Origin of the sequence: Viridibacterium curvum (assembly GCF_039544165.1) — a bacterium.
Classification (GTDB): Bacteria; Pseudomonadota; Gammaproteobacteria; order Burkholderiales; family Rhodocyclaceae; genus Viridibacterium; species Viridibacterium curvum.
The window spans coordinates 244,965-271,642 of sequence record NZ_BAABLD010000007.1; the positions used below are offsets into that span (position 1 = coordinate 244,965).

The window sequence follows — 26,678 nt, forward strand, 5'->3', positions numbered from 1 at the left end:
ACATCATGAAACTCGACGGCAACACCATTCTTGTTACAGGCGGCGGCTCAGGCATCGGCCGCGGCCTGGCCGAGGCTTTCCATCAGCGTGGCAACAAAGTCATCATCGCCGGGCGCCGAAAGGCTTTGCTCGACGAAGTTGTAGCAGCCAACCCTGGCATGGAAGCCATTGAACTGGATATTGCAAACCCGGCCAGCATCCAGTCTGTCGCTCAAACCCTCATTGCCCGCTACCCGACTCTGAATGTGCTGGTGAATAATGCCGGTATCATGCCTTTCGACAACGCGGCCGGGCAGATCGACGAGGCGAGCGCACGTCGACTCATCGATACCAACGTGCTTGGGCCCATTCTGTTGAGCTCTGCGCTGATCGAGCATCTGAAGCGCCAACCGCGAGCAACGATCATCTACAACACATCGATCCTGGCCTACGTACCACTGGCCCCGAGCGCAGTGTATTCAGCCACCAAAGCGGCGCTGCATTCCTACGCACTGTCACAACGCTTCATGCTGCGCGAAACAAACGTCACCGTGCAGGAAATCGCACCTCCTTGGGTGGATACCGATCTCATCAAAAAGAGCGGAGATCCGCGCGCCATGCCGGTTGATGCATTTATCGCGCAGACAATGGAGGGGCTTGCCACTGAAATCCCCGAGGTTGTCGTCGAGGCGGTCCGTCCGCTGCGAGCCAATCCCGGTCCCGGCGAGCACGCATTGATCAACGCATTCAACGCAGAGCTGGTCGCGAATCCGCCTCCGATGTAAGGCTGCAATGGGCAATGCATGCCGCTGACTTCCTTTGGTTCTTTTGCGGTCAGGCTTCTTCGCCCAGGAAGCCGCCGCTCGGGTGATCCCACTGCCTGGCATACAGACCGCCCTGGGCGAGCAGGAGGTCCATCGCGGCGATGGTCGACAGGCGGTGGGCAATAGTGATCACGGCCTTGCTTTGCATGAGGCTGTAGAAGCTGTGCCGGGTAGCGGCTTCGACTTCCGAGTCGAGTGCGCTGGTCGCTTCGTCGAACCGCAGGATGAGCTCGATTTCTGCATTACGCTGGCAATCGTTAACCAACGTAGCAGCATTTGTCAGCGATTTTCAGTTTCCGCGCTTCAATGACGCTATGCGCAGAACAACCGGCATACCTATCCTGGACCTCGCCACCACGATTGTTGAATTTTTGATGCGTCGAGAGGCGATAGTTGTCACCAAATTCCAGATAGTGCAACGGCTGCGGGAGGCGTTGGTAGCCAGCGAATTGGACGACGCCACTGCTGCCCTTGTGGGGCGCACGATCAGCAGCCTTTTTGCGCAGAAGATACTGACAAAGATCGACACTGGCCATTAGCAACCGTCGGATCACTCGCCGACTTAATTGCGCTACGAAGCAGGAAGCTGTTTCCCGCATGTATTTCTCTGAAGCTCCCTCCGCGCAGGGTTAATACTCTCGGTCTGAGTGGAGCAGACAAAGAGAACTCTCACGTAACGCGACTCGTCAGGATGGTTTTTGTGGTGAGAGTCTTTTCGAGTTGTTGATTGATTCGATTTTCTACGCTCGCAATGGGTGGCGAACAACATTTGCAGGGGCTCGTATGGACTGCGAGAGGCAACACACGTGGGTGCGTGGGCTTGTCAAGCGCTTTGGCGGTGCGGGAGGCGGCCGTTTGTGCGGGACAGCCGGCGGCATGTTGGTGCCGCTGACCGCACATCTGCTCTGCAAAAGCATTGGCACCTGAATGACTTGAGCCAGCCTGCGTGGACTTGCACCATCGAGGTTTACTCTATTTTTCGTGGGATGCCATGCCTGCCATGAAGCCTTGCCGTGTTCTCGCCAGCCTCTTGCCTGTAGTACTGACGGGGCTTCTCTTTGCATGCGGGGGCGGCGGCGGTGGTACCTCCAGTGCGGCCGCCAGCAGCGTGACCAGCACCAGCAGCACCAGCAGCGCCAGCAGCAGCGCGGCGAGCAGTGTGACGAGCAGCGCGGCGAGCAGTGTGGCGAGCAGTGTGGCGAGCAGTGTGGCGTCCAGCGCCTCGTCGGCCTCGGTGCAATCGTCTTCGGTCAGCAGTGCGTCATCGTCGACCGCGACACAGGCCTGTTCAGTCACGAACTTCATGGGGCGCAGCCAGTTGCTGGTGGGCGCCTCGATGACCGACACCACAGCGGCAGCCGCACCGTTCGATGCGCGTTACCTCTATCTCGCCGGGGGCGTGCGTCCGGCAGGCACCTGCACCAGCAGTTGCTCGTCGGCGTGCGGCAACTGGTGGGGCTGCTGGCAGGACCCGGCTCAGGCGCCGGGGCAATATGTGCTGTGGCACCTCAACAACACCGCTTCCGCAACCTGGCAGGGTGCCTCGCGCCCGCAGATCCCGGTCATCACCTATTACGAGCAGTTGCACAGCTCGGGGCTGGGCGAAGGCGCCGCGCAACTGGGCGCGCTCAACGATGCGGCGCAGCTCGGGCGCTATCTCGATGACTGGCGCTTCCTGCTGCAGACCATAGGCAGCAAGACGGCGATCCTGCACGTCGAGCCCGATCTGTGGGGCTATGTGCGCCAGCAGAACAGCAACCCCTCGCTGGTGCCCACCAAGGTCAAGAGCGCCAATGCAACGGACTGCAGCACGCAGGAAGACAGCGCGGCCGGCTTTGCCCGCTGCATGATTGCGATGGCGCGCAAATACGCACCAAACGTCAAGGTGGGGCTGCACGCCTCGCCGTGGACCTATACCTCCAGCGGCGACGCCACCAGCCTGGGCAACTTCATGAAGGCGCTGGGCGCTGATCAGGGTGACTTCATCGTCACCGATCCGTCTGACCGCGACGCGGGCTACTACGACAGCCTTGGCCAGAATCGCTGGTGGACCGACACCACGGCGGCGCAATATCTTGCGTGGAGCAAGACCTTGTCCGAGACGGTCGGCAAACCCTCGATCATGTGGCAGATCCCGCTGGGCAACATGTCGCAGAACAACACCACGAACCACTGGAAGGACAACCGCGTCGACTATCTCTTCGCCAACTTGCCGCAGGTGGCCAGCGCGCACATCGTGGCCTTGCTGTTCGGCGCGGGGGAGGGACAGCAGACCACGCCCGAGACCGACGGCGGCAACCTGATTGCCCGCACCAAGGCGAACTGGCAGGCGGGTGGCACGCCGCTCTGCGTGGCGCCCTGAGCACACCTGCGCAGCACGCATGAGGGGGCGATGCCCCCTCTGCGGCACCGCTGCCGGTGAAGACTTCCGACAGGCCTGTCGCTATGCTGCGCTGTGCCCCGAGAGGGGGCGTTGCGCTCACGGGAGGCAGGCATGGGCAGGTTGCTCAAATTCTGGCTGGTCATGGTGACGGCCCTATGGGCGACGCTTGCGGGCGCGCAGCTTGACCAACGCGTGGTCGACATCCCGACGCGTCCGGGTGTGTCGCAACGCTTGCTTGTCCTCACACCCACCGCGCCCCGCGCTGTCGCAATCCTCTTTGCGGGTGGTCATGGCGGATTGCAACTGACGGCCGAGGGTGCTTTCCGGTGGGGAGAGGGCAACTTTCTCATTCGCAGCCGCAAGCTGTTTGTCGAGCAGGGCTTCGTTGTAGTGGTGGTTGATGCGCCCTCCGACCGGCAAAGTCCGCCCTTCCTGTCGGGGTATCGCCAGCGCCCCGATCACGTAGCCGACGTCAAGACGGTCATCGCCTGGGTGCGCGCGCAGGCACGCCTGCCGGTGTGGCTCGTTGGCACCAGTCGCGGCACGCAATCCGTCGCCTGGGTGGCGAGCGAGCTGTCAGGCAGTGACGCCCCGGACGGCCTGTTGCTGAGTGCCACCATCCTGACCGACAAGGGCGGCCACCCCGTACCGGCAATGCCGCTGGCGGCGCTGCGCATGCCTGTGCTGGTCGTGCATCACGAGCGCGACGAATGCATGCACTGCGCCTTCAGCGAAGTCCCGGCCCTGATGGACAAGCTCGTCGCAGTGCCGCGCAAGAAGCTGCTTTCGTTCACCAGGGGTGTGAGTCGTGGCGACCCCTGCGAGGCCTTTGCCTATCACGGCTTCAATGGCATCGAGCGCGACGTGGTTGCGCAGGCTGCGGCGTGGATACTGGGCGAGTGAGCTCGCGGTGCCTGTGTCGCAGACGATAAAACTTATGCGTCACTGAAGTTCCCCGCGCCGAACTGCAGGAAACCCTGATGCCTGTTGTCATCTGAGCGCCTATACCGGAAGCACATGCATAGCCAGCGTGGAAGGAGGTGGGCCATGGTACCGACGCCATTCAGGTTCTCGATGTCGCACGAGCTCTTTGAGACCGACGAACAGCGCGAGCTGGCGGGGTTGCATGATGAGCTGCTGCATCCGGGGGCGCCGCCCCTGTCGCTGGAAGACCCCTTTCTAGGTCAGCACGGTCTCATCAGTGAAGAGGAGAACATGGTGCTGATTAAGGGAACCTTCACCTGAGCGCCCACTGACCGCAGGCGTACCGGTCATTGTCAGGTTTCCTCGCCGAGGAAACCTCCGCTCTGGTGCGCCCACAAGCGCGCATAGAGGCCCCCTTGTGCCAGCAGGCTGGCGTGGTCGCCTTCCTCGACTATGCGGCCTTCGTCCATCACCACCAGCCGATCCATTGCGGCGATGGTGGACAAGCGGTGTGCGATGGCGATCACCGTCTTGCCTTCCATGAGGCTGTAGAGGCTGTGCTGGATGGCCGCTTCGACCTCGGAGTCGAGCGCACTGGTCGCTTCGTCGAGCAGCAGGATGGGCGCGTTCTTGAGCATCACGCGGGCAATCGCGATGCGCTGGCGCTGGCCGCCCGAGAGCTTCACGCCGCGCTCGCCGACGTGGGCGTCGTAGCCTTTGCGGCCCTTGGCGTCACTCAGGTGCTGGATGAAGTCGTGCGCTTCGGCGCGCGTCGCGGCCGAGATCATCTCTTCTTCGCTCGCATCCGGGCGGCCATAGACGATGTTGTCGCGCACCGAGCGGTGCAGCAGCGAGGTGTCCTGCGTGACCATGGCGATCTGCGCGCGCAGGCTCTCCTGCGTGACCTGCGAGATGTCCTGTCCGTCGATGAGGATGCGGCCTGATTCCAGGTCATAGAAGCGAAGCAGCAGGTTCACCAGCGTGGACTTGCCCGCGCCCGAGCGGCCGACCAGGCCGATCTTCTCGCCGGGGCGGATGTGTAGCGAGAAGTCGCTGATCACCGTCTTGTTGCCGCCATAGGCGAAATGCAGCTGCTCGAACTTCACCTCGCCAGCCTGCACCTGCAGGGCTTGCGCATCCGGCGCATCGTTGATGGTGGCAGGGCGCGACAGCGTGTTCATGCCGTCCTGCACCGTGCCGATGTTCTCGAAGAGGCGCGCGGTTTCCCACATCACCCAGTGCGAGATGCCGTTGAGGCGCAGCGCCATCGAGGTGGCTGCCGCGATGCCACCGATACCGACTTCGCCGCGCGACCACTGATAGAGCCCCACGCCGGCAGTACCGATGATCAGCAGCATGTTGAGCGAAAAATTGGTGATTTCGATGCCGGTGACGAGGCGCATCTGGGCGTGCGCCGTACCCATGAACTCCTGCATCGCGGCGCGCACATAGCCCGCCTCGCGGCGGCCGTGCGAGAACAGCTTCACCGTCGAGATGTTGGTGTAGGCGTCGGTAACGCGGCCCGTCATCAGCGAGCGCGCATCCGCCTGCGCCTGCGACACCTTGCCGAGCCTGGGCACGAAGAAATACAGCGCCGCACCGTAGAGCAGCAGCCACACGGCGAAGGGTGCCAGCAGCCAGGCATCGAAGTGCGCCGCCACGGCCACCATGCTGATGAAGTAGATGATCACGAAGACCAGGATGTCGGTGATGCACAGCACCGTGTCGCGCACCGCCAGCGCCGTCTGCATGACCTTGGTGGCGACGCGGCCGGCGAACTCGTCCTGGTAGAACGACAGGCTCTGCCCCAGCATCAGCCGGTGGAAGTTCCAGCGCAGCAGCATCGGGAAGTTGGCCGCCAGCGTCTGCTGCTTGAGCAGCGCCTGCAGCGTCAGCACCAGCGGGCTGGCGAGCAGGATCACGGTCAGCACGATCAGGGTCGTCCCCTGTTCCTGCCACAGCGTGTCGGGCTTGTAGGTGCCCAGCCAGTCGACCACATTGCCGAGCATGGCAAACAGCAGCGCTTCGAAGATGCCGATCAGCGCCGTGAGCACCGCCATCGCCACGATCCAGCCACGCATACCCTGCGTGCCGGCCCACACGAACGGCCACAGGCCCTTGGGCGGCGTGGTGGGCGTCGCCTCGGGGAAGATGTTGATGAAGCGCTCGAAGCGATCAAGCAGGGGGGCGAACAGGGAGGGCACGGCAGATTTCCGGCGGGTGGGGCGGACAGCGATTATGCCGGAGAGGGGCAAGGATCAATGAGCGAGGTTTTGCAGGTCCGGCTTCAGCCGGACGCTGGTCGTGGACAGGGGCCGCAGGTTGTGCGACTGAAGTCGCACCTACAAAAATGCATGGGCGGCTTGCGCTGCCCCTGCTTTCTACGACGGCCGTTCTTCTGGCCGGTAGCCTGCTTCGGGAGTTTTAGCGGCTGAAGTCGCAGCGACGGGCGCGGTAGGTCCGGCTTCAGCCGGACGCTGGTCGTGGATAAGGCCTCCGGCTGTGCGACTGAAGTCGCACCTGCGGGGTGTAGGGTGCGCACTGCGCACCGCTCAACTGTCACTTCGGGAAATAGCTCGCCAGCGGCGCGCGCAGCGTGAGGATCCACAACTGCGTGTTCTCACCATTCGGCGCCAGGCTGTAGCGGCCGTTGTCGCTGACTTTGCCGTCGCGGATCGCGTAGGCGCTCATCTTGTCGCCCTTGTCACCGGCCACGCTGCTGCTGATGCCGAAGTCATTGTCGTTGATCACCGCGAGCTTGCCGTCAACGATGGCGAGGCCTTCGGTCTTCTCGGGCGTCCAGCCCAGATCGCGCATGTCGAGCAGGGTCTGTGCGCGCACGAACTTCACGGCAGCCAGCTCGGCCGGCGTGGCGTATTCCAGGGCCTTGCCGCCGGCTGCCTGGATATTGCTGATGTCGGTGGCGCCCGCAATGTCGATGATCACGATGAGGTTGCGCATGCCCTTTTTGCCTGCGCCCTGGTCGATGAGGGCGAAGTGCGTGTCGTCGATGGCGACGATGTCACCGAGCTTGGCGTCACCCGACTTCAGGTAGTGGGTCATGTCGATGCTGTAGGCGAACTGGCGCGTCGTGCCGGTTTTGGGGTCGAGCTCGACGATGCGGGTGAAGGTGGCGCTGTCCTTGGTCTTGCCGTCGACGTCGAGTGTCGATTGCACGACGGCGACGATCTTGCCGGACGGTGTCACGGTCGCACCTTCGAAGCCGCGATTGGGCTGACGTGAGCCGATGATGGCGGGCAGTCCCTTGCCCGGTTCGTACTTGGCGAGCACGTTGCCGTTGCGGTCCAGCTTCATGAGGAAGGGGCCGTATTCGTCCGAGATCCACAGGTTGCCGTCCTTGTCGATGGCGATGGACTCGGGGTCGATGCCGTTTGCATCGAAGCCCAGGGTGGCGAGTTTGTCGGTGAGCGCCACTTCGCCCGTGCTGCCGGTCTTGCCACTGGCAATCGGCAAGCCGCTGGCGGGGCCGCTATCGAAACCGATCGGCACGGTGCGCGTCAGGGCTGCGCCCTTGCCGGGGGTGACGACAATTTCGGCAAAGCGCGGGATGAAACCGGGTACGGGGAAGACCTTGCTGGCGAAGGACTTTTCGCCGACGAAAGCCTTGGGCGAATCGCCGTTGGGGCCGCGGTCGCCAATGCCATAGAACAGCAGGCGTCCCTCCGCGTCCTTGCCGCGATAGGTGAGGCCCGAGCCCGGCGCGAAAGTCATGGTCTTGCCGAAGGCGGCGACATAGGCGCCGTCGTAGGGCAGCTGTGCGCTGGCTGGGATGCTGACCACGTACTTGTCGATGCTGGCGACGGCCGGGTGGTTGATGGCAGGTGCTTCGGGGGTGCTGCTGCAGGCGGCGAGCAGCAGTGCCGCCAGCAGGCTGGCGGTGAGATGGGGCTTGGCGTGGTGCATGACGGGTCTCCCTGAAACCCGCCAATGTCGCGTGCGTCTGTTACAGAACCGTGACAGGTCTGCCCCGCCGGGCCTGCTTGACAAGCGATGTACCGGCCTATAATTTACCAAAAGGTTAAATAAAACGGACTGTCATGGCACCTGATCCTTTGAGTACCACCTTTGCCGCGCTGGCCGACCCCACGCGACGCGCCATTCTGGCGCGTCTCGCAACGGGCGAGACGACGGTCAGCGAGCTGGCTGAGCCCTTCGAGATGAGCCTGCCGGCGGTGACCAAGCACCTCAAGGTGTTGCAGCGTGCCGGCCTCATCACGCAGAGCCGGCAGGCACAGTGGCGGCCCTGCCGCATCGAGCCCGCGCCGCTGCGCGAGGTGACGGGTTGGCTGGAGCAGTATCGTCAGCTGTGGGAGCAGCGGCTGGATCGTCTGGAAGATTATTTGCGCGAACTGCAGGCGCAGGAGGTGCAGGCCGCCGAGGTACAAGCCAAGGCATCACCCGTCCGGAAACCGAAGCACAGGGAGAGCAAGAAGTGATGTCGACATTGCTGGGGGCTGGCAGAAGGAATGTGCCGGAAGACGAAAAGCCGACTGTGCGCTTCGAGCGCGTGCTCGATGCGCCGCAGGCGCGCGTGTTCGAAGTGTGGACGCGGCCCGAGCACATCTTGAAGTGGTGGCGGCCGCGCCACTTTCACCGCATTGATCTCGAAGTGATGGACGTGCGACCGGGCGGCGAGCTGCGCTTTCGCATGTTCCACCCCGAGGGGGCGCAGTACGTGAGTAGCAGCATCTATCGCGAGGTCCTGCCGACTTCGCGCCTGGTCTACTTCGAGACCTGCTACGAGAACGACCGCCTCTTCCACAAGACGCTGCAGACCGTGCACTTCGATGCGCTGGGTGCGCAGACGCGCGTCCGGGTGCTGAGCTGCTTCGAGTGGGTAGCAGACCGACCCGCCCACTTCACCACCGACTTCATGGAAGCGATGTGGCTGGACGGCTGGAAAGACAACGGCGAACACATGGCGGCCTACCTGGCATCGCTGTCCGCCTGATCAATAGACAACAACCGAAACGGAGAGATCGAGTGAAAATTCTGAAACGCATTGCCCTCGCGCTGGGAGTCCTGATTGCCGGCATCCTGCTGTTCGCGCTGACCAAGCCGGACACCTTCCGTGTGCAGCGCTCGATCAGCATCAACGCAGCACCCGAGAAGATCTTCGCGCTCATCAACGACTTCCATCAGTGGGAAGCCTGGTCGCCCTGGGAAAAACTCGACCCGGCGATGAAGCGCACCTTCAGCGGCCCCGCCAGTGGCAAGGGCTCGGTGTATGCGTGGGAAGGCAACGGACAGGTCGGCGCGGGGCGCATGGAGATCCTCGATACGACGCAGCCCACACGCATCCTCATCGACCTGCAGTTCTTCGCGCCCATGGAGGGCCACAACACGGCTGAATTCCTGCTGCAGCCGCAGGGCGGTGCGACCACGGTGAGCTGGAGCATGCAGGGCCCGAATACCTACCTTGGCAAGGTGATTCAGGTCTTCTGCGACATCGGCGATTTCGTCGGCAAGGACTTTGACAAAGGGCTGGCCGGCATGAAGCTGGCGGCCGAGAAGAACTGAACCTCCCAACAGGAGCATCGCATCATGAGCACCGGCACCGTCCGCATTCACCGCGTTCTGCGCGCAAGCCCCGAGAAGGTCTATCGCGCCTTCCTCCACCCCGAAGCGCTGGCGAAATGGCTGCCGCCGTATGGCTTTGTCTGCAAGGTCGCGCACATGGATGCGCGCGTGGGCGGCAGCTTCCGCATGGCATTCGAGAACTTCGGCACCGGTTCATCGCATTTCTTTGGCGGCGAGTACCTTGAGCTCGTGCCTTTCGAGCGAATCGTCTACACCGACAAGTTCGACGACCCCAACCTGCCCGGGCAGATGACGGTCACCGTGACCCTGAAGGAAGTGCTGTGTGGCACCGAGCTGACCGTGGTGCAGGAAGGCATCCCCGAAGTGATTCCCGTCGAGATGTGTTACCTCGGCTGGCAGGAGTCGATTGCGCAGTTGCTCACCCTGGTCGAGCCGAACATTCCGGGTTGAACCCGACACTTACGGAGAGTTGTCATGCAATACAAAGGAAGCTGCCACTGCGGTGCCGTGGCATTTGAAGCAGAGGGCGAACTGTCCGGCGCGATGGCGTGCAACTGTTCGATCTGCCAGCGTCGCGGTTCCTTGCTGTGGTTCGTGCCGCGCACGCGCTTTCGTCTGCTGAAGGGCGAGGAGAGTCTGACGACTTACACCTTCAACAAACATGCCATCCAGCATCGTTTTTGCAAGGTGTGCGGGATCCTCCCCTTTGCCGAGGGGAAGATGCCCGACGGCACGCCGATGGCAGCGATCAACATCCGCAGCATCGAAGACATCGATCTCGACGGCATTCCCGTGCAGCACTACGACGGCAGGTCGCTGTAGCGCTTGCGCGTGCCGTGCACGTGGTAATCGTTCAATCCATTGAAGGACACACATGAAAATTCAGGTTCAGACCACAGTCCGCGCCCCCATCGAGAAGGTCTGGTCGGCTTACACCACACCGGCGGATATCGTGAAGTGGAATGCCGCGTCGGACGACTGGCACACCACGCGCGCAGAGGTGGATCTGCGCGTCGGCGGAGCCTTCAGCTCGCGCATGGAGGCGAGGGATGGCAGCTTCGGCTTCGATTTCGCCGGCACCTACACGCGGGTGGATGTGCATCAGCGCATCGAATACGACTTCGGTGATCGCACGGCGCAGGTGGTCTTCACGCCAGGTGCGGAAGGCGTTGCGGTGAGTGTCAACTTCGATGCCGAAGAGACGCATTCCATCGCGCAACAGCAGCAGGGCTGGCAGGCCATCCTGGACAACTTTGCGCGTCACGTCGAAAACAGTTCCCAGTCCTGAATTCAGCCCCGGAGAAAAGCATGGTCAAGATGAACACCTACCTCAACTTCCCCGGCACGGCCGAGGAAGCCTTCAACTTCTACAAGTCCATCTTCGGTGGCGAGTTCGGAATGCTGTCGCGCTACAAGGACGGCCCGCCCATGGAAGGCGCCGGCCCCTTGTCGCCCGAGCTGGGCGAGAAGATCCTTCACGTGTCCCTGCCCATCGGCGACAATATGCTGATGGCCAGCGACGCGGTGCCGCCCATGTGTCCGCCGGTGACGATGGGCACCAATGTGTCGATCTCGCTGCACCCGGACAGTGAGGCTGAGGGCAAGCGACTCTTCGACGCGTTGTCGGCGGGTGGAGAGATCCAGTGCCCGTACCAGCCCATGTTCTGGGGCGCGGTGTACGGCATGTGTACAGACAAGTTCGGCATTCAGTGGATGGTGAATTACGAGCAGTCGCAGGCGGCATGATGGACGAGTGCGAAATCATCATCACCCGACTCGTCAATGCGCCGCGCGAGCGGGTGTTCGATGTCTGGACCGATGCAAGGCATGTGAGTCTGTGGTGGGGGCCCAATGGTTTCACGACCACCACGTACGAGATGCAGGTGGCGGTCGGCGGCGTCTGGCGCTTCACCATGCACGGGCCGGATGGCAGGGACTGGCCGAATCGCATTGTCTATAGCGAAGTTGTGCGCCCCGAGCGGCTGGCGTATTCGCATGGCGATTTCGAGCGCGAACACTTCAAGGCCGTGGTGAGTTTTGCAGAAGCAGCGGATGGCAAGACCCTGGTGATGCTGCGCACTCTCTTCCCGAGTGCCGAGGCCTGCGCGGCGGTGAAGGCGCACGGTGCGGTGGAGGGCGGACAGCAGACGCTGGCGCGCTTTGCGGCTTTTGCCGAAGGGACTGTGGCGTGAGTCGCGCTCGGGGCATCGGCGTTCCCCGCCACGTCGCCAGAACGATTGTCCGCATTGAAAAGGAAATGCCATGAGCAAGCAGATGTTCATCAACCTGCCTGTTGCCGATTTCCGTCAGTCGGTAGCGTTCTTCGAAGCCTTGGGTTTCGCAGCACATCCGCAGTTTTCCGGCGATGAAGGCGGCTGTATCGTGATCAACGATGCCGTGTGCGTGATGCTGTGTCCGCATGACAGGTTTCGTGCGTTCACGCCCAAGGCCATCTGCGATACGAATCAGTCTGTCGAGGTGCTGCTCAATCTCGCTTGCGAGAGTCGTGAGGAAGTAGATCGACTCGTTGCGGCAGCCCTCTCTGCGGGTGGATCGACCTACGACAAGCCCGAGGATCTGGGCTTCATGTACTCGCACAGTTTCGTGGACCCGGACGGCCATGGCTGGGGACTGTTCCACATGACCGACACGCCCTCGCAGGCATAAGAAGAAATCTGCTGCCAGGCCAGCACCGCAACAGAGAGCAATGAATGACGATGACTGACACCCCCGCTGTGCCGCGCGACAAGCGCTGGCTCGCCACCATCCTGCTGTGTCTGGGCGAGCTGATGATCGTGCTCGATACGACCATCGTGAATGTGGCCCTGCCATCGATTCGCGAAGACCTGGGTTTCTCTGAATCGGCACTCGCCTGGGTAGTGAATGCCTACATGCTCACCTATGGCGGCTTTCTGCTGCTCGGTGGGCGCATGGGCGATCTCTACGGGCACAAGCGCGCCTTTCTCGTTGGCATTGCGCTGTTCACGCTGTCGTCGCTGGCCTGTGGCGTGGCGACGTCGCAAGGCTTCCTGATCACGGCACGCGCGATACAGGGGCTCGGTGGTGCCGTTGTGTCGGCCGTGGCCTTGTCGTTGATCATCGACCTCTTCCCCGAGCCCGCCGAGCGCGCCCGGGCCATGGGCGTGTATGGCTTCGTGTGTGCGGGTGGCGGCTCCATCGGTGTGGTGGCGGGCGGTGTGCTGACCAACGCTTTTCACTGGCACTGGAACTTTCTCGTCAACATCCCGCTCGGCCTGGCGGTCTTCTGGCTGTCGCAGAAGCTACTGCCGCGCGATGCCGAGCGCGACACCTCGCAGCCGCTGGATGTGGCCGGTGCGGTGACAGTGACGAGCTCGCTGCTGCTGGCGGTGTACGCCATCGTCAACGGCAACGAAGCGGGCTGGCAATCGCTGCAGACGCTGGGCCTGCTCGCTGCGTCAGCCTTGCTGATGGTCGGTTTTCTCGTCATCGAGTCGCGCGTGGCCGTGCCGCTGATGCGCCTGTCGCTGTTCCGTTTGCGGAGCGTGGCGGTATCGAACGTGGTGGGCGTGCTGTGGGCGGCGGCGATGTTCGCGTGGTTCTTCCTCTCCGCGTTGTACATGCAGCGGGTGCTGCAATACAGCCCGCTGCAGGTGGGCCTGGCCTTCCTGCCGGCCAACCTCATCATGGCGGCCTTCTCGCTGGGCGTGTCGGCGAAGCTCGTGATGCGTTTCGGTTCGCGTGCCTGCATAGCCGTGGGCATGCTGATGGTGACGGTTGGCCTCGCGCTGTTTGCGTTTGCGCCCGTGTCGGGCAACTTCCTCACACACGTGCTGCCAGCGATGCTGTTGCTGGGTCTCGGCGCAGGCATGGCGCTCAACCCAGTGTTGCTGGTGGCGATGAGCGAGGTGGGGCCGGACGAGTCGGGTCTTGCGTCGGGCATGGTCAATACGGCCTTCATGATGGGTGGCGCATTGGGTTTGGCTGTGCTGGCGAGCATCGCCGCTTCACGCACCAGCGACTTGCTGGCGGTGGGACAGGCTCAGACGCATGCGCTGACCGGTGGCTACAACGCGGCCTTCCTGATCGGCGCTGTGTTCGCGGGCTTCGCCGCAGCGCTGACGCTGCTGCTCAAGCCTGATGCGCAGGGTAGGGACGCTGCTGCAGCGCCCGCCGTAGCGGGACACTGATCGTGTGGCGCGGTTACCATGACGACTCGACGGGTTTCTTGCCCGACAGCGCCTCCGGAAAGTGCCCCATGTCAGCCATTCCCCTCAGCGATTGCGAAATTGTCATCACGCGCACTTTCGATGCGCCGCCGAGCCTCGTCTTCCGCACCTGGACCGAGCCGGAGCATGTGAAGCGCTGGTGGTTGCCGCCGGGCTTCACGAGCGGGGGCTGCGAGATCGATCTGCGTGTGGGCGGCATGTTCCGCATGAACATGCTGTCGCCTGATGGCGAGAGTTATCCGTGTGAGGGCTTCTACGAAGAGATCAGTCCGCCGGAACGGCTGGTCTATCAAGGCATGCAGGACAATCGTCACGCCTGTGGCAGTGGCCTGCCACCGTATGGACGCGTGATCGTGACGTTCGTGGAGCAGGGGGCGGGCACGCGGCTGACGATACGTGCCCAGCTTCAGTCGCCTGAGGCCTGTGCCGAGGCAGATGCTGCGGGTTTTGGTACGAGCTGGAATGCCAGCCTGGCGGGACTGGCTGATTACATCGCCGCGTCGCTGAAGGCTTCCGGCTGAGCGACTTCGAGAATCCCGCTGGCCAGCGAAGCGGCCTGGGTGTTCTCGGGGGACTCCAGTTGCAGCAGGCCCTGATCGCCAAGCTGCGCAAAGCAGTAGTTGTTGCCACCGCTCTGTTTGGATTCGTACATCGCAGCATCCGCGAGGGTCAGCAGCTTGTCGACGCTGGCCGTGTGCTCGGGGTAGAGCGCGATACCCACGCTGACGCCGACACGGTAGTTCTTGCCGCCGATGTCGAAAGGCACGCTGAGGCTGTGGATGATCTTCTGTGCGACTTGCTCGGCATCGCCGGGTTCGCGCACTTCGGGCAGCAGGATCACGAATTCGTCGCCACCCATGCGGCATAGCGTGTCGCTTTCGCGGATTTGCGAGCGCAAGCGCTCGGCGACGGCAATCAGTACCTGGTCGCCAGCTTCGTGGCCATCGGTGTCGTTGATGGTCTTGAAGTCGTCGAGATCCATCATCAGCAGGGCGATGCCGTGCTGGTCGCGGCGCGCGTGTGCCGTGGCCTGATCCATGCGGTCGAGCAGCAGGCGGCGGTTGGGCAGGCCGGTCAGCGTGTCGTGGTGGGCGAGGTGGTGGTAGCGCTCCTGCGTACGCATGCTCTCGGTGATGTCGGTGCCGACACCGTGATAGCCGCAGAACACGCCGGCTTCGTCGTACATGGGCTGGCCGTTGATGGACAACCAGCGCAGCTCGCCACGCGTGGTACGGATCTGGTAGATGAAGTCGGAGAAGGGCAGATGGGCTTCCAGCGTGGCGCGGTGTGCGTCCCAGCGGCGCTCGTCCACGCCTTCGATGGGCAGATCCCAGCGATGTTTGCCGAGCGCATCCCGGTAGTGCTCCTGCAGGGCGTCGACACGTGTACCGCGGATCTGCGTGAAGCGGAAGCGGCTGTCCTGCTCCCAGTACCAGTCGGACGATAGCGACAGCAGGCGGCGGAAGCGCTGTTCGCTGGTGCGCAGGGCGGCCTCGGTGGCGAGGCGAATCGAGATGTCGGTCGTGACGAGCACGATGCCGGCTTCGAGCTTGGCCGGGTCGATGGGGTTCGCCGAGAGCTCGGCGAAGAACAGCTCGCCGTCGGTGCGGCGCAGGCGCGCAACGGCACTGAAGCGCTCGCCCGAGAGGAAGGCGTTGTGCATGTCTTCGAGGTAGTGGGGCCAGGACTCGGGTTCCTGCAGCCAGCTACCGAAGTCGAGGCCGATGATTTCGTCCGGGCTCACGCCCAGCATCGCAGCGCCCTGCGCGTTGCACTTGGCGACGCGGTTGTCGCGGATCAGCAGGATGCCTTCGGATGCAGCATGGAAGACAGCCTCCTGTTCCTGGGCCAATGCGTCGCGTTGCTGCCGGCGCAGATGCAGCCAGCGCAGCTTGCGAAACAGCATGTAGTGCGCCACGCCCAGCACCAGGGCGGCAATGGCGACGGCTGTGGCAGCCGGTGGCAGAGCTGCGGGCGGGGTCGCCACGAGGCGTGCTGCCAGCGGACCGGCGATGCCCAGCAACAGGCAGGGAAAGGCCCAGCGTGTGAAGCCCAGCACCACGGTGCTGACGACGAGAATGAGGAACTGCATGATGCCGAGAGCGAGCAGGTCCAGCTCGCTGGCCTTGGACCACCAGGCGAGCGCGCCCCATAAGCCACCCGTCAGCAACATCTTGAGCGCGTAAAGCGTCTCTACCTTGGCGGCAGCGACGGCATCGTGTCGCACACGCAGTAGCCGGGCTGCGAGAGGGCCGCTGAGCATGACCGATAGCGTGACGAGCACGGCCCAGCTCAACGCTGTGACCGGGTCGCTCACGCGGTTGAGCCAGTAGGCCCCAAGGGTGGTGGTGGCCAGCATGCCGATCATGCCCACGTGCATGGCGCTGGCCAGCAAGCGTTGACGCTCCTGTTCCGGAAGTCTGCTCCTGACGGCGCTGTCGGGATGGGTCATCGTGGCGGTGGGCGGGCGGGACAGAGGGGCAGCGGGAAGGATGGCAACGCTCATGCGGCAGGACTCCCTCATGCTAACTTTCGCGGTACGCCTGCCCGGCTTTGCGATAAATCTGCGCCGGGTGGTGTCACCGTTGAGTCATTCTAGGTTTCCCTTGCTTGGGGAAAACCGGTGATTGTTGGCAAATTCCCGTGCATTTACCCCTTTCCAATCCTCCCATCGGTCGCTTCGCCCCGTCCCCAACGGGTCCGCTGCATTTCGGTTCCCTCGTGGCGGCGCTGGGGTCCTGCCTGACGGTCAGAACGCGGGACGGACGGTGGCTGTTGCGCATGGAGGACGTGGATGGGCCGCGCTGCGTGCCGGGCGCGGCGGACGAGATCCTGCGCCAGCTGGAGACGCTGGGTTTCGCATGGGACGGAGATGTGGCGTGGCAGAGCAGGCGTAGCGAGGCTTACGCCGCGGCGCTGGAGCGCCTGCAGCGGAGCGGCCATGTGTTCGGCTGTGCCTGCACACGGCGCGAGGTGGCGGATTCGGGCCTGGCACGGGATGGCTCACCGCGTTACCCGGGAACGTGTCGCGGTGGCCTGCCTGCCGGACGCGAAGCGCGTGCCTGGCGCTTTGCCGCGCCGGCGGGCGATCTGCACTGGGCTGATCTGTTGCAGGGCGAGCAGGTGGAGGATGTAGCGCACGACGTTGGCGACTTCGTGCTCAAGCGTGCGGATGGGCTCTTCGCCTATCAGCTGGCGGTGGTGGTCGATGACGCCGAGCAGGGTGTGACCGAAGTGGTACGCGGGGCCGACCTGCTTGATTCGACCGCTCGGCAGATTGCCTTGCAGCGTGCGCTGGGCGTAGTCCAACCGGCCTATGCGCACCTGCCGGTGGCGTGCAATGCGGCGGGCGAGAAGCTTTCCAAGCAGACGCTGGCGCGGTCGGTGAGCGATTTACGACCCGCTGTTGCTTTGTCTGCGGCCCTGCGTTTTCTGGGGCAGCCCACGCCGGATGCTTTGGCACGCGCGACGGTGCGCGAGGTGTGGGAGTGGGCGCTGGCGCACTGGGACTTCGCCCGTGTTCCGCGCGTACGCAGCGTCGTTGTCGCGGACCTGACGACGCTATAGCTCGGGTGCGGCGAGGCGACCAGCCAGCCAGCGCACGACGCCGAAAGCACACCAGCTGAGTACGCGACGTGGCCACGAGAGGTGTTGCCAGTGGTCTTCTCTGAGGGCAACGCCGCCATCGTTCATGGCGTTCTCGATGTCGACACGCAGGATGCTGCAGAAAGTGGCGTCGCGCACAATGACATTGGCCTCACGCGCGAGCAGCAGGCTGAACGGGTCGATGTTGCTGGAGCCCACGGTGGCCCAGTCGTCGTCGATGACAGCCACCTTGGCGTGCAGGAAGCTCTTGCGGTATTCGACGATGCGTATCCCGGCACTTAGCAGATGCGGGTAGAGCGCTTGCTCGGCCTGGCGCATGAGCCAGTACTCGGTGCGCCCCTGCAGTAGCAGTGTGACGGTCACACCGCGCCTGCTGGCCTGGACGAGGGCGTTGCGGAAGCGTCGCCCCGGCAGGAAGTACGCGCTGGCAATGAGGACTTCGCGACGTGCATGGCCGATGGCGTTGAGGTAGGCGTTCTCGATCTCGCGTCGGCGGCGCAGGTTGTCGCGCAGCAGTAGCGAGGCGGCCATGTTGCCGGCAGCCGGCGGACGGGGCGGAGGAGGCATCGGTTCCGGGCGTCGCCGGATTCGCGCCCAGCTGAGGATGCGCCACAGCGCGTTCTGCGCACTGGCCAGATCGCCGACGATGGGCCCGCGCAGGCTGACGGCATAGTCGAAGCGTGGCGGGTCGTGATGCGGGGTGTTCTGGTCGTCGATGATGTTGATGCCGCCGACAAAACCCAGCGTACCGTCGATGACGGCGGTCTTGCGGTGCAGGCGGCGCAGGCGGCGCTTCTGCAGTGCAAAGGTGCGCAGTTCCCGGCGGAAGACGAGAATCTCGAGGCCCGCTGCGCGCAGGCCGGGCAACATGGTGTCTACGAATTCACGCGAGCCGAAGCCATCAACGACGAGGCGCACCTTGACCCCGCGTTGCGCGGCGAAGCGCAGCGCTGTGGCCAGCGAGTGGCCGGTTTCGTCTGGCTCGAAGATGTAGGTTTCGATGTGGATGCTGTGGTGTGCGTTGTCGATGGCTTCGCGCAGCGCCGGAAAGAACTCCACGCCACTGCGTAGCAGGGTGATGGCGTTTTCCCCTTGCCTGCGCGTCTTCATGCCAGTCGCGTTACGGTGGCGGTGAGCGCCGCGTGGTCAGAGATACGCGACCACGGATGGCCCCAATGAACCGCAGTGTCCAGCACGCGGAAGCCGCGCAGGTAGATGCGGTCGAGGCGCAACACGGGCAGCTTGCTCGGGAAACTGCGCGCCGGGTGGCCGGTGTGCTGGCTGAAGGCTTCGAACACGCCCAGTTGTCCGGTGAGACGTTCGTCCGTGCGGTTATTCCAGTCATTGAAGTCGCCGGCAATGATCAGCGGCGCGTCGGGGGGGACGGACTTCTGTACGAGCGCAACCAGACGCTCCAGCTGGCGGCGGCGTTGCTGGTCGGTCAGCGAGAGATGCACGCAGATGGAGTGGATGGCTTCGCCCTCGCCGTCGTCGAGCTCGCAATGCAGCAGGCCGCGGCATTCCAGTTTGTGCAGGGTCACGTCGTGGTTCTCGGCGTGATGGATGCGCAGCTGCGACAGGATGGCATTGCCATGGTGCCCGTGCTCGTAGCTGGCGTTGCCGCCGTAGGCTGCATGCCAGCGGCTCTGGGCAAGGAATTCGTGCTGGGGTTCTTCCGGCCAGTCGAGGTGGCGATCTGCATGGCCCAGGTGCAGCCCCTGTACTTCCTGCAACAGGGCGATGTCGGGGTTGAGCATGCGCAGGCGCTCACGCAGATCGTGAATCACCATGCGGCGACCGAATTGCGAGAAGCCTTTGTGGATGTTGTAGGTGCACAGGCGCAGTGTTCGCATGCCGGGATTATCGGCAGCGACAGCACAAAACAAAACCCCCGCCTCTTGTGAGAGCGGGGGTTTGGTTTGTGCCACCCTTCGACATACATCCGTCGAACACCCCCGAGAGGGTGCAGGAAAATCCCGGGACGGCCCGACGATTTCCCTGCGGGGTTGCCAATGACTTCAGTGCAGCGCGGCCTTCAGCGTCTGCGGCAGCCACAGCGAGAACGCAGGGACATAGGTCACCAGCATCATCGTCGCGGTCAGTGCTCCGTAGAAGGGCAGGATGGACCTCATCACCTGTCCGACCGATATCTCGCCGATGGCACAACCGACGAACTGCGTCGTGCCCACCGGCGGGGTGTTGAGACCCAGCGCGCAGTTGAGCAGCATCATCACGCCGAACTGGGCCGGATCCATGCCGTACTGCTGTGCAATCGGCAGGAAGATCGGTGTGCAGATCAGGATGGTCGGCGCCATGTCGAGGAAGGTGCCCAGCACGAACAACAGGATGTTGATCATCAGGAAAATCATCCACGGGTTGCTGGTCACGGACTTCATCAGCTCGCCAGTCTTCTCCGGGACCGAGTAGAGCGCCATGAAGTAGCCGAAGGCCGCAGACAGGCCAATCAGCAGCAGGATCACGCCCGTGGTCTTGCAGGCTTTGGCGCAAGCCTTGAGGAAGTTCTCCCAGCTCAGCGTGCGATAGACGATGGCGGTGACGATCAGCGCCCAGAACACGGCCGTCGCGGCAGACTCGGTGGCGGTGAATACGCCCGACAGGATGCCGGCGAGGATGATCACGATGACGAGCAATCCCGGCAGTGCCGCGAGGAATGTGCCCAGCACAACGCCCCAGCCCGGGAACTTTCCATGTGTGGGGTAGCCGCGTTTGACCGCGACACCATAAGCAGCGATGACGTTGGCGACGGTCAGCAGCACAGCCGGGATGACGCAGGCGAGCACCATGTCAAACACGCTCACCGCAGCGATGCCCGCGGTGGCCAGCGTGAACAGAATGATGTTGTGGCTTGTCGGCATCAGCGCGCCGACAAGGGCCGCGTGCGTCGTGACGTTGACGGCGTAGTCGGCGTCGTAGCCTTCCTTCTTCATCAGCGGAATCATCACTGAGCCCATGGCCGACACGTCGGCAAGGGGCGAGCCGGCCACGCCACCGAACAGGGTGCAACCCAGCACGTTGGACATGCCCAGACCACCGCGCACGTGGCCAACGAGGCTGTTGGCAAACTTGACGATGCGGTCAGCGATGCCGCCGTAGAGCATCAGCTCACCAGCGAAGATGAAGAACGGGATGGCGAGGAAGGAGAAGATCTGCATGCCGCCGACCATCTTCTGGAAGACGATGGCGATGGGCAGGCCTGCTGCGACGATGGTGCAGACAGACGAAATGCCGATGGCGAATGCAACGGGAACCCCGATCAACAGCAGGATCGTGAAGCTGATACAAAGGACGGTCAGTTCCATGCCGGTTCTACCTCTTTGCCCTGGAACAGGGCGATGATGTGTTCAATCGAAAACAGGACGATCAGGGTGCCGGCAATCACCAGCGGGACATAGTCCATGCCCGAGGGCACGCCCAGCATGGGCTTGGTGTCGCTCCACTTGAGGGTGGTCCATAGGTAGCCGTTCCAGGCCATCAGGCCGCCGAAGCCGCCGACCAGAAGGTGGATGAGGATTTCGAGCTTGAGGCGGATGCTTTCCGGCAGCAGCACGATGATGGACTCCAGGCCGATATGGCCGGCATCGCGCACGCCGACGGCGAGGCCCAGCGAGGTGACGTAGATGACGAGCATCAGCGCCAGCGCTTCAGCCCAGGTCGGGGTGTCGTTAAGGACGTAGCGACCGAACACCTGGTATTGCACGCACAGGATGATCGCGATGAGCCCGACCACGGCCAGCATCAGGCTGGCTTTGGAGAGAAAGGCACAGAGACGGGTATACATTCAGTGACTCCGGGAGATACAAAAAACTTCCCGGCCTGGAGGCCGGGAAGTTCGTGCTGCAGAAGAACTTACTTGGTGTCCTGAATGGCCTTGACGAGGCGCTTTGCATCAGGGCTGCTGGCGAACTTTTCATACACCGGGCCCATGACGTCCTGGAAGGACTTCTTGTCTACCTCGGCGATGATCGAGCCTGCGGCTTTGACCATGTCTTCCTCTTTCTTCTCCGCGGCAGCCCATTCCTTGCGGTTGAACGGAATGGAGGCTTTGGCGGCGTCGCGCACTGCTTTCTGTTCAGCAGGCGGCAGCTTGTCGAAAATAGCCTTCGAGAACAGCAGTACTTCCGGCGCCATCGAGTGCTCGGTCTTGTTGTAGTACTTGGCGGCTTCGAAATGGCGGAAGCTGGAGCCGTACGATGGGAAGTTGTTCTCAGCGGCGTCGACGAGGCCCGTCTTCAGCGCGGTGATCACTTCGCCGATGGGCATCGGTGTCGGATTTGCGCCCATGGCGCCGGTCACGGCAACCCACAGGTCGGACTGTTGCACGCGGATCTTCAGACCCTTGGTGTCGGCGACGGTCTTGATCGGTTTCTTCGAGTAGATCGAGCGGGCGCCCGAATCGTAGTAGGCGAGGATCATCAGGCCTTGCGATTCACAGTCCTTGGCGATCTCTTCGCCAATGGGGCCATCAAGAACCTTGTGCAGGTGCTCAACCGAGCGGAACAGGAAAGGTAGGACGGGAATGTTGGTCTTCGGGCACATCGACGTGACTGCGCTGATATTCACGCGGGTCATGGCCAGACCACCGATCTTCACCTGGTCGATGGTTTCCTTCTCGGAGCCCAGTGCGCCCTTGTTGAACACCTTGATGGTGTGCTTGCCACCGGTGGCCTTGGAGAGCTGCTCGCCCATGAACTTGACGGCTGTAACAGTGGGGAAATCATCGCTGTTGTGAACGTCGGCGGATTTGAACTCTTCGGCTTGAGCGCCGAATGCAAGACCGGCGATGGCCAGCGAGGCCGCCAGTTTGGTGAAGCGGATCATTGTGTATCTCCTATCAGGTGACAATCATCAACGGCACTTGGGATGCAGCCGGGAAATCCCGGTCTGGTATCGACTCAGCTCCCTGTGTGCGGGAGGCCAATTCCCTGCGTAGGCGCGACTTTGCCCGCGCAGCGCAGGGCGGAAGATACCACGCATTCCCGGGCTTTCTTTGACGCAGGTGGGTAGAGTTTTTTGTTGCGGCGCAGCGCCCGCTGCGTGACCGGTCAACCCCTGTACGGAACCTCGGCAATACCCTTATTGCCAATGCTGAAGCACAAGGTTTTACCCGCATCGGGATCCTGTTCGACCGGTATGTTTCCGCGCTTCAAGGAGGTGACAAAAACCTCGTCCATCGCGGGGCCGCCGAAGGCCGGCATGGTGGGGTGACGCACCGGCAGATTGACGACGCGATCGAGCTGTCCGGCGGGTGTGAAGCGGTATATGCATCCGGCATCCATGCCGGCGACCCAGTAGCCACCTTCGGTATCAACGGTGGCGCCGTCGGGTCGTCCCGCGAAGTCGCGCATGTCAACGAAGAGGCGGCGTTCGCCGAGTGTGCCACTGGCAATGTCGTAGTCGATAGCCCATACCTTGCGCACGTCGGCGTGTGAGTCGGAGATATACAGCGTACGGTTGTCCGGGCTGAAGGCCATGCCATTGGGGGTCATGAAGCCGCCCGCGATGACCTCACGCAGGATGCCGTTCGAATAACAGAAGAGGCTGCCGATGGGGCGTTTGTCGCTCGCCATCATGAAGCTCGTCACCCACAGACGGCCGGCGCGGTCGCATTTGCCATCGTTGAAGCGCATCCCGCTCGCGGGGAACGCGATGTCTGCGATCCGCGTGAAGTTTCCGCTCGCCGTGTCCAGCGTGAACAGGCCGCTTTCGCAGGCAATCAGCAGGCGGCCATCCTCTCGTTGCACGACACAACCGGTTTGTTCCGGCAGTTGCCAGCGGTCAAACTGGCCGCTGGCGGGATGCCAGCGCTGGATTCGGCCCGCAGGAATGTCGCTCCAGTACCAGGCCTGGTCCTTTTGCGACCAGAACGGACTTTCTCCACAGGTATCCGTGTCGTCACGTGAAATGATTGTGTGTTTTTCGATGCTCAGGGTGCTGAAGGGCTGCATGGCGTGGGTCTTTCTGCTGGAACGTCCATCGAAAAAATCACGTTCTGGTACGTAGGTTTGTCACAAATCGTCAAATGCACAATTCGACACACCAGAATGTATTGCGGGTTTGCTGCGAGGGTTCATGATCATTAGATTGGAATGGCATCAACAACCTATCGAGTAGCATCATGAACGAAGCACAAACCGGCGTTGCGGCAGTCGACCGCGCTTTCCTCATCCTCTCCGCTTTTCAGGAGGGCGATGTGTCCTTGACTCTGGCGATCCTTGCACGACGTACGGGGCTCTACAAGAGCACCATCCTGCGTCTCATGCAGTCCTTGATCCGCGCGGGCTACGTAGTCCGCCTGCCTGATGGCAATTACGCCGTCGGCGCAGCAGCAGCCAAGCTCGGTCGCCTGCAGCATCCCGCAGCGGCTTGAGGTGACAGGGCTGATGGCGTGAGCTGTCAGCCCAGTTGCGCAAGGTCGGTGTCGGTCAGCGGGCGCCAGACGCCGCCCACGCGCCCTTCGAGCGGCCTGAAGTGCTGTTTGTAGCGCATCTTGTCGGAGTCGCGTATCCAGTAGCCGAGATACAGGTAGCTGCGGTTCATCAGTCGGCAGGCTTCGATCTGCCAGAGAATGCCGAAACTGCCGTAGCTCGCGCCGACAACGTCCGGATCGTAGAAGGTGTAGACGCTGGAGAGTCCGTCGACGAGACAGTCGATGACGCACACCATGCGCAGTACGCCTTGTTCGTCGCGGAATTCCACCAGACGCGTATCGACCTGGCTTTGCAGCAGGAAGTGCGTGTATTGCTCGCGGCTGTCCTGATCCATGCCGCCGCCGGCATGGCGTACCTGCTGGTAGCGCTGATACAGCGCGTAATGTTCGTCGCGGAAGCTCAGTGGTTGTTCGTGCGGCACAAGGGTGCCGTGCTTCAGCCAGATGCGCCGCTGGCTTCGGTTGGGGCGAAATGCACTGACCGGGAGGCGCACCGGCACGCAGGCCTGGCAGGCATCGCAGTAGGGGCGGTAAGTGAACACGCCGCTGCGACGGAAGCCGCCGCTCACAAGTTCGCTGTAGAGCGCTGTGTCGATCATGTGGCTCGGCGTCGCTACCTGCGAACGCGCGGTGCGTTCCGGCAGGTACGAACAGGCGTACGGCGCCGTCGCATAGAACTGCAGGAAGGAATACGGCAGGTCCTTGAGAAGCGACATGACTCAGGTGGTCTCTGCAGGTGCGTTGTGCTCGGGCGCCGACACGGGGCGCTGGTCTGACCAGTCCATCGCCATATCCACGTCGGCCCAGTTTGCGGGAGTGAGATCTCCGGCAGTCCATTCCGTCAAACCGCTGACAAAATCGGCTCGTGAGATTTCGCGCGCGCCCAGCGAGTGAAGATGCGATGTACTCATCTGGCAATCTATCACGGCAAAATTCCACTGCTCAAGCAGCCTGACCAGATGGGCGAATGCGACTTTTGACGCGTCGGTGACACGGTGGAACATCGACTCGCCGTAGAACACCCGGCCAATGGCAAGGCCGTACAGGCCACCCACCAGCTCATCACCCTGCCAGCACTCGATGCTGTGCGCCCAGCCCAGTTCGTGCAAGCGGCAATAAGCCCGCTGCATCTCCCGGGTAATCCAGGTGCCGCCGCCCGGTTCTCGCGGTGCCGCGCACTCCTTCATCACGCGGGCGAAGGCGGTGTCGCAACGCACCTCGAAGCGGCCGTTGCGCAGGGTTTTCAGTAGCGACCGGGTGAGCCGCATCTGCCCCGGCACGAGCACCATGCGCGGATCCAGGCTCCACCACAGGATGGGGTCCCCGACCGAGTACCAGGGGAAAATCCCGCTGCGGTACGCCGTCAGGAGCCACTCAGGTGTCAGCGCCCCGCCCGCGGCCAGCAGACCACCGGGCTCCCTCAGCGCCGTGCTGACAGGGGGGAAGGCGGGAGGCGCATCGGGATCGAGCCAGGGAATCATGCGGTACAGACAACAAGGGCGACACCGAAGTGTCGCCCGACTGAAGGCAGACCGCAAATGATGTCAATCAGGGGGGCGGGGCACTGTCATCAGTGCTGGATTTTGCTTCGGGCTTTTCCTTGAAGCCGGGGAACACAACAACCTCGTTGACCGCGTACAACTGGCAGTCATGCTTTGGGCTACCTTTTTCGCACGCGCTCAACGCATCTTTGGCGGGAGCGAGAGAGCGATTGTCACGTGCGTAGCACGCTCCACCAGATGAGACTGCAAAGGCTCGCGGCATTTCATACTTCAAGAATTTGTCGCGATAGATCTCCTGGCATTTGTCGCTGACACGCGCCTTTACAGGTTCAGTCAAAGTGGCAACGCCGCTTGCTGGCGGCGTCGGAATGTCAACCGCGTTGCGTTTAGGCCCTTGCAGTACTTCGGGAAGGACATAGCGCTCGGCTGTGGTGACGATCCCCCAGGTTACGGCGTCACCGTCCATGGCCTCGCAGTTTTCGGGTTTGGGCTGATCGGGGCCCCAGCAGTGAAAGTGGCTGCTTGGTTTGGTTTTTGTCATTGGATGGAAAAAGTAGCGATTTTCCAGCCAGTACTGATTGGCTTTGTCCGCACTGCTCATCCCGTGCCGGATTTGAGTATTCCAGCGCGTAAGTTTGGTCCGATCGCGCCAATACCAGACAACGTCCGACCATGACGTGCCGCGATCTGGACCGGTATCGGGGAAGTACAGGTCACTTATTGGGAGGCGCACCCAATTCGTTTCCGGACGGTTGTCCGCAGCAAATTGGCGCTCTTCACCCGCGATGAACATCGCTGCGCATATCAGAGTGTCGCAACGACCAAACGCCACCGTTTTGATCTTGGCTTTCTCGATTGGCTTGATCAGTTCTTGCGCGACCGACCAACTGCTGCCAGACGGGTACTGAAGCACCAGGACTTTGACTTCCGGCGTAAGGTAGGTCGTCAGCTTCTCTCCATCTCCTTTCGCCGCTTCTCCGTAGGTCGTGAGCACGCCGTCCTTTTTCCAGAAGCTGAGTGCGGCCACGGCGGACTGAGCGCAAATCAGGCAGCTTGCAAGCAGTGCGCTGCTGATAAGTTGTGATGCTTTCATCTAACCCCCTGATGTATGTGTTTTGGGCAACACTTGGCGTGCTGGCGCCGAATTATGCGGGGTGCCTAGAAGCTTTGGGGATCTGCCCGAAAGGGAAGGGGCGATGAAAAAGGGCGGCACCGAAGTGTCGCCCGTCGTGATGCCGGGAT

The 26,678-nt window shown here is 62.6% G+C and carries 31 protein-coding genes; 17 read left to right on the top strand and 14 right to left on the bottom strand.

Annotation, left to right across the window (positions count from 1 at the left end; genetic code table 11):
* Positions 1-5: 5 nt before the first annotated feature.
* A complete protein-coding gene (locus tag ABEA02_RS07390; RefSeq protein ID WP_345532242.1) occupies positions 6-764 on the top strand; it encodes an SDR family oxidoreductase in 759 nt (252 codons plus the stop codon).
* Positions 765-813: 49 nt separating this feature from the next.
* Here the strand turns inward: ABEA02_RS07390 and ABEA02_RS07395 are convergent, their stop codons facing one another.
* The gene (locus ABEA02_RS07395) at positions 814-1,068 is read right to left on the bottom strand and encodes a hypothetical protein (RefSeq protein ID WP_425584669.1); all 255 of its coding nucleotides are present in this window, start codon (positions 1,066-1,068) and stop codon (positions 814-816) included.
* Positions 1,069-1,775: 707 nt separating this feature from the next.
* Positions 1,776-2,108, bottom strand: coding sequence for a hypothetical protein (locus ABEA02_RS07400; protein WP_345532243.1), 333 nt, complete (start codon positions 2,106-2,108; stop codon positions 1,776-1,778).
* Here ABEA02_RS07400 and ABEA02_RS07405 point away from each other — a divergent pair.
* From ABEA02_RS07405 to ABEA02_RS07415, 3 genes are all read left to right on the top strand, one after another.
* The gene (locus ABEA02_RS07405; protein ID WP_345532244.1) at positions 2,107-3,165 is read left to right on the top strand and encodes a hypothetical protein; all 1,059 of its coding nucleotides are present in this window, start codon (positions 2,107-2,109) and stop codon (positions 3,163-3,165) included. The genes ABEA02_RS07400 and ABEA02_RS07405 overlap by 2 nt on opposite strands.
* Positions 3,166-3,297: 132 nt before the next feature.
* The gene (locus tag ABEA02_RS07410) at positions 3,298-4,089 is read left to right on the top strand and encodes an alpha/beta hydrolase (protein ID WP_345532245.1); all 792 of its coding nucleotides are present in this window, start codon (positions 3,298-3,300) and stop codon (positions 4,087-4,089) included.
* Positions 4,090-4,233: 144 nt separating this feature from the next.
* Positions 4,234-4,431 carry a hypothetical protein gene (locus ABEA02_RS07415; RefSeq protein WP_345532246.1) on the top strand — a complete coding sequence of 66 codons (198 nt, stop codon included), beginning with the start codon at positions 4,234-4,236 and terminating at the stop codon, positions 4,429-4,431.
* A gap of 32 nt (positions 4,432-4,463) precedes the next feature.
* Here ABEA02_RS07415 and ABEA02_RS07420 read toward each other — a convergent pair whose 3' ends face one another.
* Positions 4,464-6,314 carry an ABC transporter ATP-binding protein gene (locus ABEA02_RS07420; protein ID WP_345532247.1) on the bottom strand — a complete coding sequence of 617 codons (1,851 nt, stop codon included), beginning with the start codon at positions 6,312-6,314 and terminating at the stop codon, positions 4,464-4,466.
* A 355-nt stretch (positions 6,315-6,669) separates the two neighbouring features.
* A complete protein-coding gene (locus ABEA02_RS07425; RefSeq protein WP_345532248.1) occupies positions 6,670-8,034 on the bottom strand; it encodes an esterase-like activity of phytase family protein in 1,365 nt (454 codons plus the stop codon).
* A gap of 134 nt (positions 8,035-8,168) precedes the next feature.
* On the opposite strand from ABEA02_RS07425, the gene ABEA02_RS07430 reads away from it, so the two are divergent.
* From ABEA02_RS07430 to ABEA02_RS07480, 11 genes are all read left to right on the top strand, one after another.
* Positions 8,169-8,567: an ArsR/SmtB family transcription factor gene (locus ABEA02_RS07430; protein ID WP_345532249.1), complete on the top strand. Its 399-nt coding sequence runs from the start codon at positions 8,169-8,171 to the stop codon at positions 8,565-8,567.
* Entirely contained in the window at positions 8,567-9,082 is a 516-nt protein-coding gene (locus ABEA02_RS07435) for an SRPBCC domain-containing protein (RefSeq protein WP_345532250.1), read from the top strand. Before ABEA02_RS07430 ends, ABEA02_RS07435 begins: the two co-directional genes overlap by 1 nt.
* A gap of 32 nt (positions 9,083-9,114) precedes the next feature.
* The gene (locus tag ABEA02_RS07440; RefSeq protein WP_345532251.1) at positions 9,115-9,651 is read left to right on the top strand and encodes an SRPBCC family protein; all 537 of its coding nucleotides are present in this window, start codon (positions 9,115-9,117) and stop codon (positions 9,649-9,651) included.
* 24 nt (positions 9,652-9,675) lie between these two features.
* Positions 9,676-10,122 (top strand): SRPBCC family protein, encoded by a 447-nt coding sequence (locus ABEA02_RS07445; protein ID WP_345532252.1) that lies wholly within the window; start codon positions 9,676-9,678, stop codon positions 10,120-10,122.
* Positions 10,123-10,146: 24 nt separating this feature from the next.
* The gene (locus ABEA02_RS07450; RefSeq protein WP_345532253.1) at positions 10,147-10,494 is read left to right on the top strand and encodes a GFA family protein; all 348 of its coding nucleotides are present in this window, start codon (positions 10,147-10,149) and stop codon (positions 10,492-10,494) included.
* A 52-nt stretch (positions 10,495-10,546) separates the two neighbouring features.
* On the top strand, positions 10,547-10,960 hold the full coding sequence (locus ABEA02_RS07455; protein ID WP_345532254.1) for an SRPBCC family protein: 414 nt from the start codon (positions 10,547-10,549) through the stop codon (positions 10,958-10,960).
* 20 nt (positions 10,961-10,980) lie between these two features.
* A complete protein-coding gene (locus tag ABEA02_RS07460; protein WP_345532255.1) occupies positions 10,981-11,418 on the top strand; it encodes a VOC family protein in 438 nt (145 codons plus the stop codon).
* On the top strand, positions 11,415-11,864 hold the full coding sequence (locus ABEA02_RS07465; protein ID WP_345532257.1) for an SRPBCC family protein: 450 nt from the start codon (positions 11,415-11,417) through the stop codon (positions 11,862-11,864). The genes ABEA02_RS07460 and ABEA02_RS07465 overlap by 4 nt, the downstream gene beginning before the upstream one ends.
* 70 nt (positions 11,865-11,934) lie before the next feature.
* Positions 11,935-12,339, top strand: a complete 405-nt coding sequence (locus tag ABEA02_RS07470) for a VOC family protein (RefSeq protein ID WP_345532258.1) — start codon at positions 11,935-11,937, stop codon at positions 12,337-12,339.
* A gap of 44 nt (positions 12,340-12,383) precedes the next feature.
* Positions 12,384-13,841, top strand: a complete 1,458-nt coding sequence (locus ABEA02_RS07475) for an MFS transporter (RefSeq protein ID WP_345532259.1) — start codon at positions 12,384-12,386, stop codon at positions 13,839-13,841.
* A gap of 68 nt (positions 13,842-13,909) precedes the next feature.
* Positions 13,910-14,401, top strand: coding sequence for an SRPBCC family protein (locus tag ABEA02_RS07480; protein ID WP_345532260.1), 492 nt, complete (start codon positions 13,910-13,912; stop codon positions 14,399-14,401).
* On the opposite strand, the gene ABEA02_RS07485 is transcribed toward ABEA02_RS07480, so the two are convergent.
* The gene (locus tag ABEA02_RS07485; RefSeq protein ID WP_345532261.1) at positions 14,368-16,386 is read right to left on the bottom strand and encodes a diguanylate cyclase domain-containing protein; all 2,019 of its coding nucleotides are present in this window, start codon (positions 16,384-16,386) and stop codon (positions 14,368-14,370) included. The genes ABEA02_RS07480 and ABEA02_RS07485 overlap by 34 nt on opposite strands.
* 137 nt (positions 16,387-16,523) lie before the next feature.
* Here ABEA02_RS07485 and gluQRS point away from each other — a divergent pair, with 137 nt between their 5' ends.
* Positions 16,524-17,447, top strand: a complete 924-nt coding sequence (gene gluQRS, locus ABEA02_RS07490) for a tRNA glutamyl-Q(34) synthetase GluQRS (protein WP_345532262.1) — start codon at positions 16,524-16,526, stop codon at positions 17,445-17,447.
* On the opposite strand, the gene clsB is transcribed toward gluQRS, so the two are convergent.
* The 6 genes from clsB to ABEA02_RS07520 all read right to left on the bottom strand — a co-directional run bounded on the left by clsB (position 17,442) and on the right by ABEA02_RS07520 (position 23,452).
* Positions 17,442-18,596, bottom strand: a complete 1,155-nt coding sequence (clsB, locus tag ABEA02_RS07495) for a cardiolipin synthase ClsB (protein WP_345532263.1) — start codon at positions 18,594-18,596, stop codon at positions 17,442-17,444. The genes gluQRS and clsB overlap by 6 nt on opposite strands.
* Positions 18,593-19,339 (bottom strand): endonuclease/exonuclease/phosphatase family protein, encoded by a 747-nt coding sequence (locus ABEA02_RS07500; protein ID WP_345532265.1) that lies wholly within the window; start codon positions 19,337-19,339, stop codon positions 18,593-18,595. The genes clsB and ABEA02_RS07500 overlap by 4 nt, the downstream gene beginning before the upstream one ends.
* A 165-nt stretch (positions 19,340-19,504) precedes the next feature.
* Positions 19,505-20,806 carry a TRAP transporter large permease gene (locus ABEA02_RS07505; protein WP_345532266.1) on the bottom strand — a complete coding sequence of 434 codons (1,302 nt, stop codon included), beginning with the start codon at positions 20,804-20,806 and terminating at the stop codon, positions 19,505-19,507.
* A complete protein-coding gene (locus tag ABEA02_RS07510; protein ID WP_345532267.1) occupies positions 20,797-21,285 on the bottom strand; it encodes a TRAP transporter small permease in 489 nt (162 codons plus the stop codon). The genes ABEA02_RS07505 and ABEA02_RS07510 overlap by 10 nt, the downstream gene beginning before the upstream one ends.
* A gap of 68 nt (positions 21,286-21,353) precedes the next feature.
* Positions 21,354-22,325 carry a TRAP transporter substrate-binding protein gene (locus tag ABEA02_RS07515; RefSeq protein ID WP_345532268.1) on the bottom strand — a complete coding sequence of 324 codons (972 nt, stop codon included), beginning with the start codon at positions 22,323-22,325 and terminating at the stop codon, positions 21,354-21,356.
* 224 nt (positions 22,326-22,549) lie between these two features.
* Positions 22,550-23,452: an SMP-30/gluconolactonase/LRE family protein gene (locus ABEA02_RS07520; RefSeq protein WP_345532269.1), complete on the bottom strand. Its 903-nt coding sequence runs from the start codon at positions 23,450-23,452 to the stop codon at positions 22,550-22,552.
* Between the two features lie 170 nt (positions 23,453-23,622).
* Here ABEA02_RS07520 and ABEA02_RS07525 point away from each other — a divergent pair, with 170 nt between their 5' ends.
* The gene (locus tag ABEA02_RS07525; RefSeq protein ID WP_345532270.1) at positions 23,623-23,874 is read left to right on the top strand and encodes a helix-turn-helix domain-containing protein; all 252 of its coding nucleotides are present in this window, start codon (positions 23,623-23,625) and stop codon (positions 23,872-23,874) included.
* Between the two features lie 26 nt (positions 23,875-23,900).
* Here ABEA02_RS07525 and ABEA02_RS07530 read toward each other — a convergent pair whose 3' ends face one another.
* The 3 genes from ABEA02_RS07530 to ABEA02_RS07540 all read right to left on the bottom strand — a co-directional run bounded on the left by ABEA02_RS07530 (position 23,901) and on the right by ABEA02_RS07540 (position 26,529).
* The gene (locus ABEA02_RS07530) at positions 23,901-24,650 is read right to left on the bottom strand and encodes an arginyltransferase (RefSeq protein WP_345532271.1); all 750 of its coding nucleotides are present in this window, start codon (positions 24,648-24,650) and stop codon (positions 23,901-23,903) included.
* A gap of 3 nt (positions 24,651-24,653) precedes the next feature.
* A complete protein-coding gene (gene aat, locus ABEA02_RS07535) occupies positions 24,654-25,415 on the bottom strand; it encodes a leucyl/phenylalanyl-tRNA--protein transferase (protein ID WP_345532272.1) in 762 nt (253 codons plus the stop codon).
* A gap of 67 nt (positions 25,416-25,482) precedes the next feature.
* Positions 25,483-26,529 (bottom strand): hypothetical protein, encoded by a 1,047-nt coding sequence (locus ABEA02_RS07540; RefSeq protein ID WP_345532273.1) that lies wholly within the window; start codon positions 26,527-26,529, stop codon positions 25,483-25,485.
* Positions 26,530-26,678 lie beyond the last annotated feature (149 nt).

Excerpts from the sequence above, each read along its gene's own strand:
- ABEA02_RS07390 (WP_345532242.1), top strand. The coding sequence starts at position 6 with ATGAAACTCGACGGCAACACCATTCTTGTTACAGGCGGCGGCTCAGGC.
- ABEA02_RS07405 (WP_345532244.1), top strand. The coding sequence starts at position 2,107 with ATGGGGCGCAGCCAGTTGCTGGTGGGCGCCTCGATGACCGACACCACA.
- ABEA02_RS07400 (WP_345532243.1), bottom strand. The coding sequence starts at position 2,108 with ATGAAGTTCGTGACTGAACAGGCCTGTGTCGCGGTCGACGATGACGCA.
- ABEA02_RS07410 (WP_345532245.1), top strand. The coding sequence starts at position 3,298 with ATGGGCAGGTTGCTCAAATTCTGGCTGGTCATGGTGACGGCCCTATGG.
- ABEA02_RS07415 (WP_345532246.1), top strand. The coding sequence starts at position 4,234 with ATGGTACCGACGCCATTCAGGTTCTCGATGTCGCACGAGCTCTTTGAG.
- ABEA02_RS07425 (WP_345532248.1), bottom strand. The coding sequence starts at position 8,034 with ATGCACCACGCCAAGCCCCATCTCACCGCCAGCCTGCTGGCGGCACTG.
- ABEA02_RS07430 (WP_345532249.1), top strand. The coding sequence starts at position 8,169 with ATGGCACCTGATCCTTTGAGTACCACCTTTGCCGCGCTGGCCGACCCC.
- ABEA02_RS07435 (WP_345532250.1), top strand. The coding sequence starts at position 8,567 with ATGTCGACATTGCTGGGGGCTGGCAGAAGGAATGTGCCGGAAGACGAA.
- ABEA02_RS07445 (WP_345532252.1), top strand. The coding sequence starts at position 9,676 with ATGAGCACCGGCACCGTCCGCATTCACCGCGTTCTGCGCGCAAGCCCC.
- ABEA02_RS07450 (WP_345532253.1), top strand. The coding sequence starts at position 10,147 with ATGCAATACAAAGGAAGCTGCCACTGCGGTGCCGTGGCATTTGAAGCA.
- ABEA02_RS07455 (WP_345532254.1), top strand. The coding sequence starts at position 10,547 with ATGAAAATTCAGGTTCAGACCACAGTCCGCGCCCCCATCGAGAAGGTC.
- ABEA02_RS07460 (WP_345532255.1), top strand. The coding sequence starts at position 10,981 with ATGGTCAAGATGAACACCTACCTCAACTTCCCCGGCACGGCCGAGGAA.
- ABEA02_RS07465 (WP_345532257.1), top strand. The coding sequence starts at position 11,415 with ATGATGGACGAGTGCGAAATCATCATCACCCGACTCGTCAATGCGCCG.
- ABEA02_RS07470 (WP_345532258.1), top strand. The coding sequence starts at position 11,935 with ATGAGCAAGCAGATGTTCATCAACCTGCCTGTTGCCGATTTCCGTCAG.
- ABEA02_RS07475 (WP_345532259.1), top strand. The coding sequence starts at position 12,384 with ATGACGATGACTGACACCCCCGCTGTGCCGCGCGACAAGCGCTGGCTC.
- ABEA02_RS07480 (WP_345532260.1), top strand. The coding sequence starts at position 13,910 with ATGTCAGCCATTCCCCTCAGCGATTGCGAAATTGTCATCACGCGCACT.
- ABEA02_RS07485 (WP_345532261.1), bottom strand. The coding sequence starts at position 16,386 with ATGAGCGTTGCCATCCTTCCCGCTGCCCCTCTGTCCCGCCCGCCCACC.
- clsB (WP_345532263.1), bottom strand. The coding sequence starts at position 18,596 with ATGAAGACGCGCAGGCAAGGGGAAAACGCCATCACCCTGCTACGCAGT.
- ABEA02_RS07500 (WP_345532265.1), bottom strand. The coding sequence starts at position 19,339 with ATGCGAACACTGCGCCTGTGCACCTACAACATCCACAAAGGCTTCTCG.
- ABEA02_RS07505 (WP_345532266.1), bottom strand. The coding sequence starts at position 20,806 with ATGGAACTGACCGTCCTTTGTATCAGCTTCACGATCCTGCTGTTGATC.
- ABEA02_RS07510 (WP_345532267.1), bottom strand. The coding sequence starts at position 21,285 with ATGTATACCCGTCTCTGTGCCTTTCTCTCCAAAGCCAGCCTGATGCTG.
- ABEA02_RS07515 (WP_345532268.1), bottom strand. The coding sequence starts at position 22,325 with ATGATCCGCTTCACCAAACTGGCGGCCTCGCTGGCCATCGCCGGTCTT.
- ABEA02_RS07520 (WP_345532269.1), bottom strand. The coding sequence starts at position 23,452 with ATGCAGCCCTTCAGCACCCTGAGCATCGAAAAACACACAATCATTTCA.
- ABEA02_RS07525 (WP_345532270.1), top strand. The coding sequence starts at position 23,623 with ATGAACGAAGCACAAACCGGCGTTGCGGCAGTCGACCGCGCTTTCCTC.
- ABEA02_RS07530 (WP_345532271.1), bottom strand. The coding sequence starts at position 24,650 with ATGTCGCTTCTCAAGGACCTGCCGTATTCCTTCCTGCAGTTCTATGCG.
- aat (WP_345532272.1), bottom strand. The coding sequence starts at position 25,415 with ATGATTCCCTGGCTCGATCCCGATGCGCCTCCCGCCTTCCCCCCTGTC.
- ABEA02_RS07540 (WP_345532273.1), bottom strand. The coding sequence starts at position 26,529 with ATGAAAGCATCACAACTTATCAGCAGCGCACTGCTTGCAAGCTGCCTG.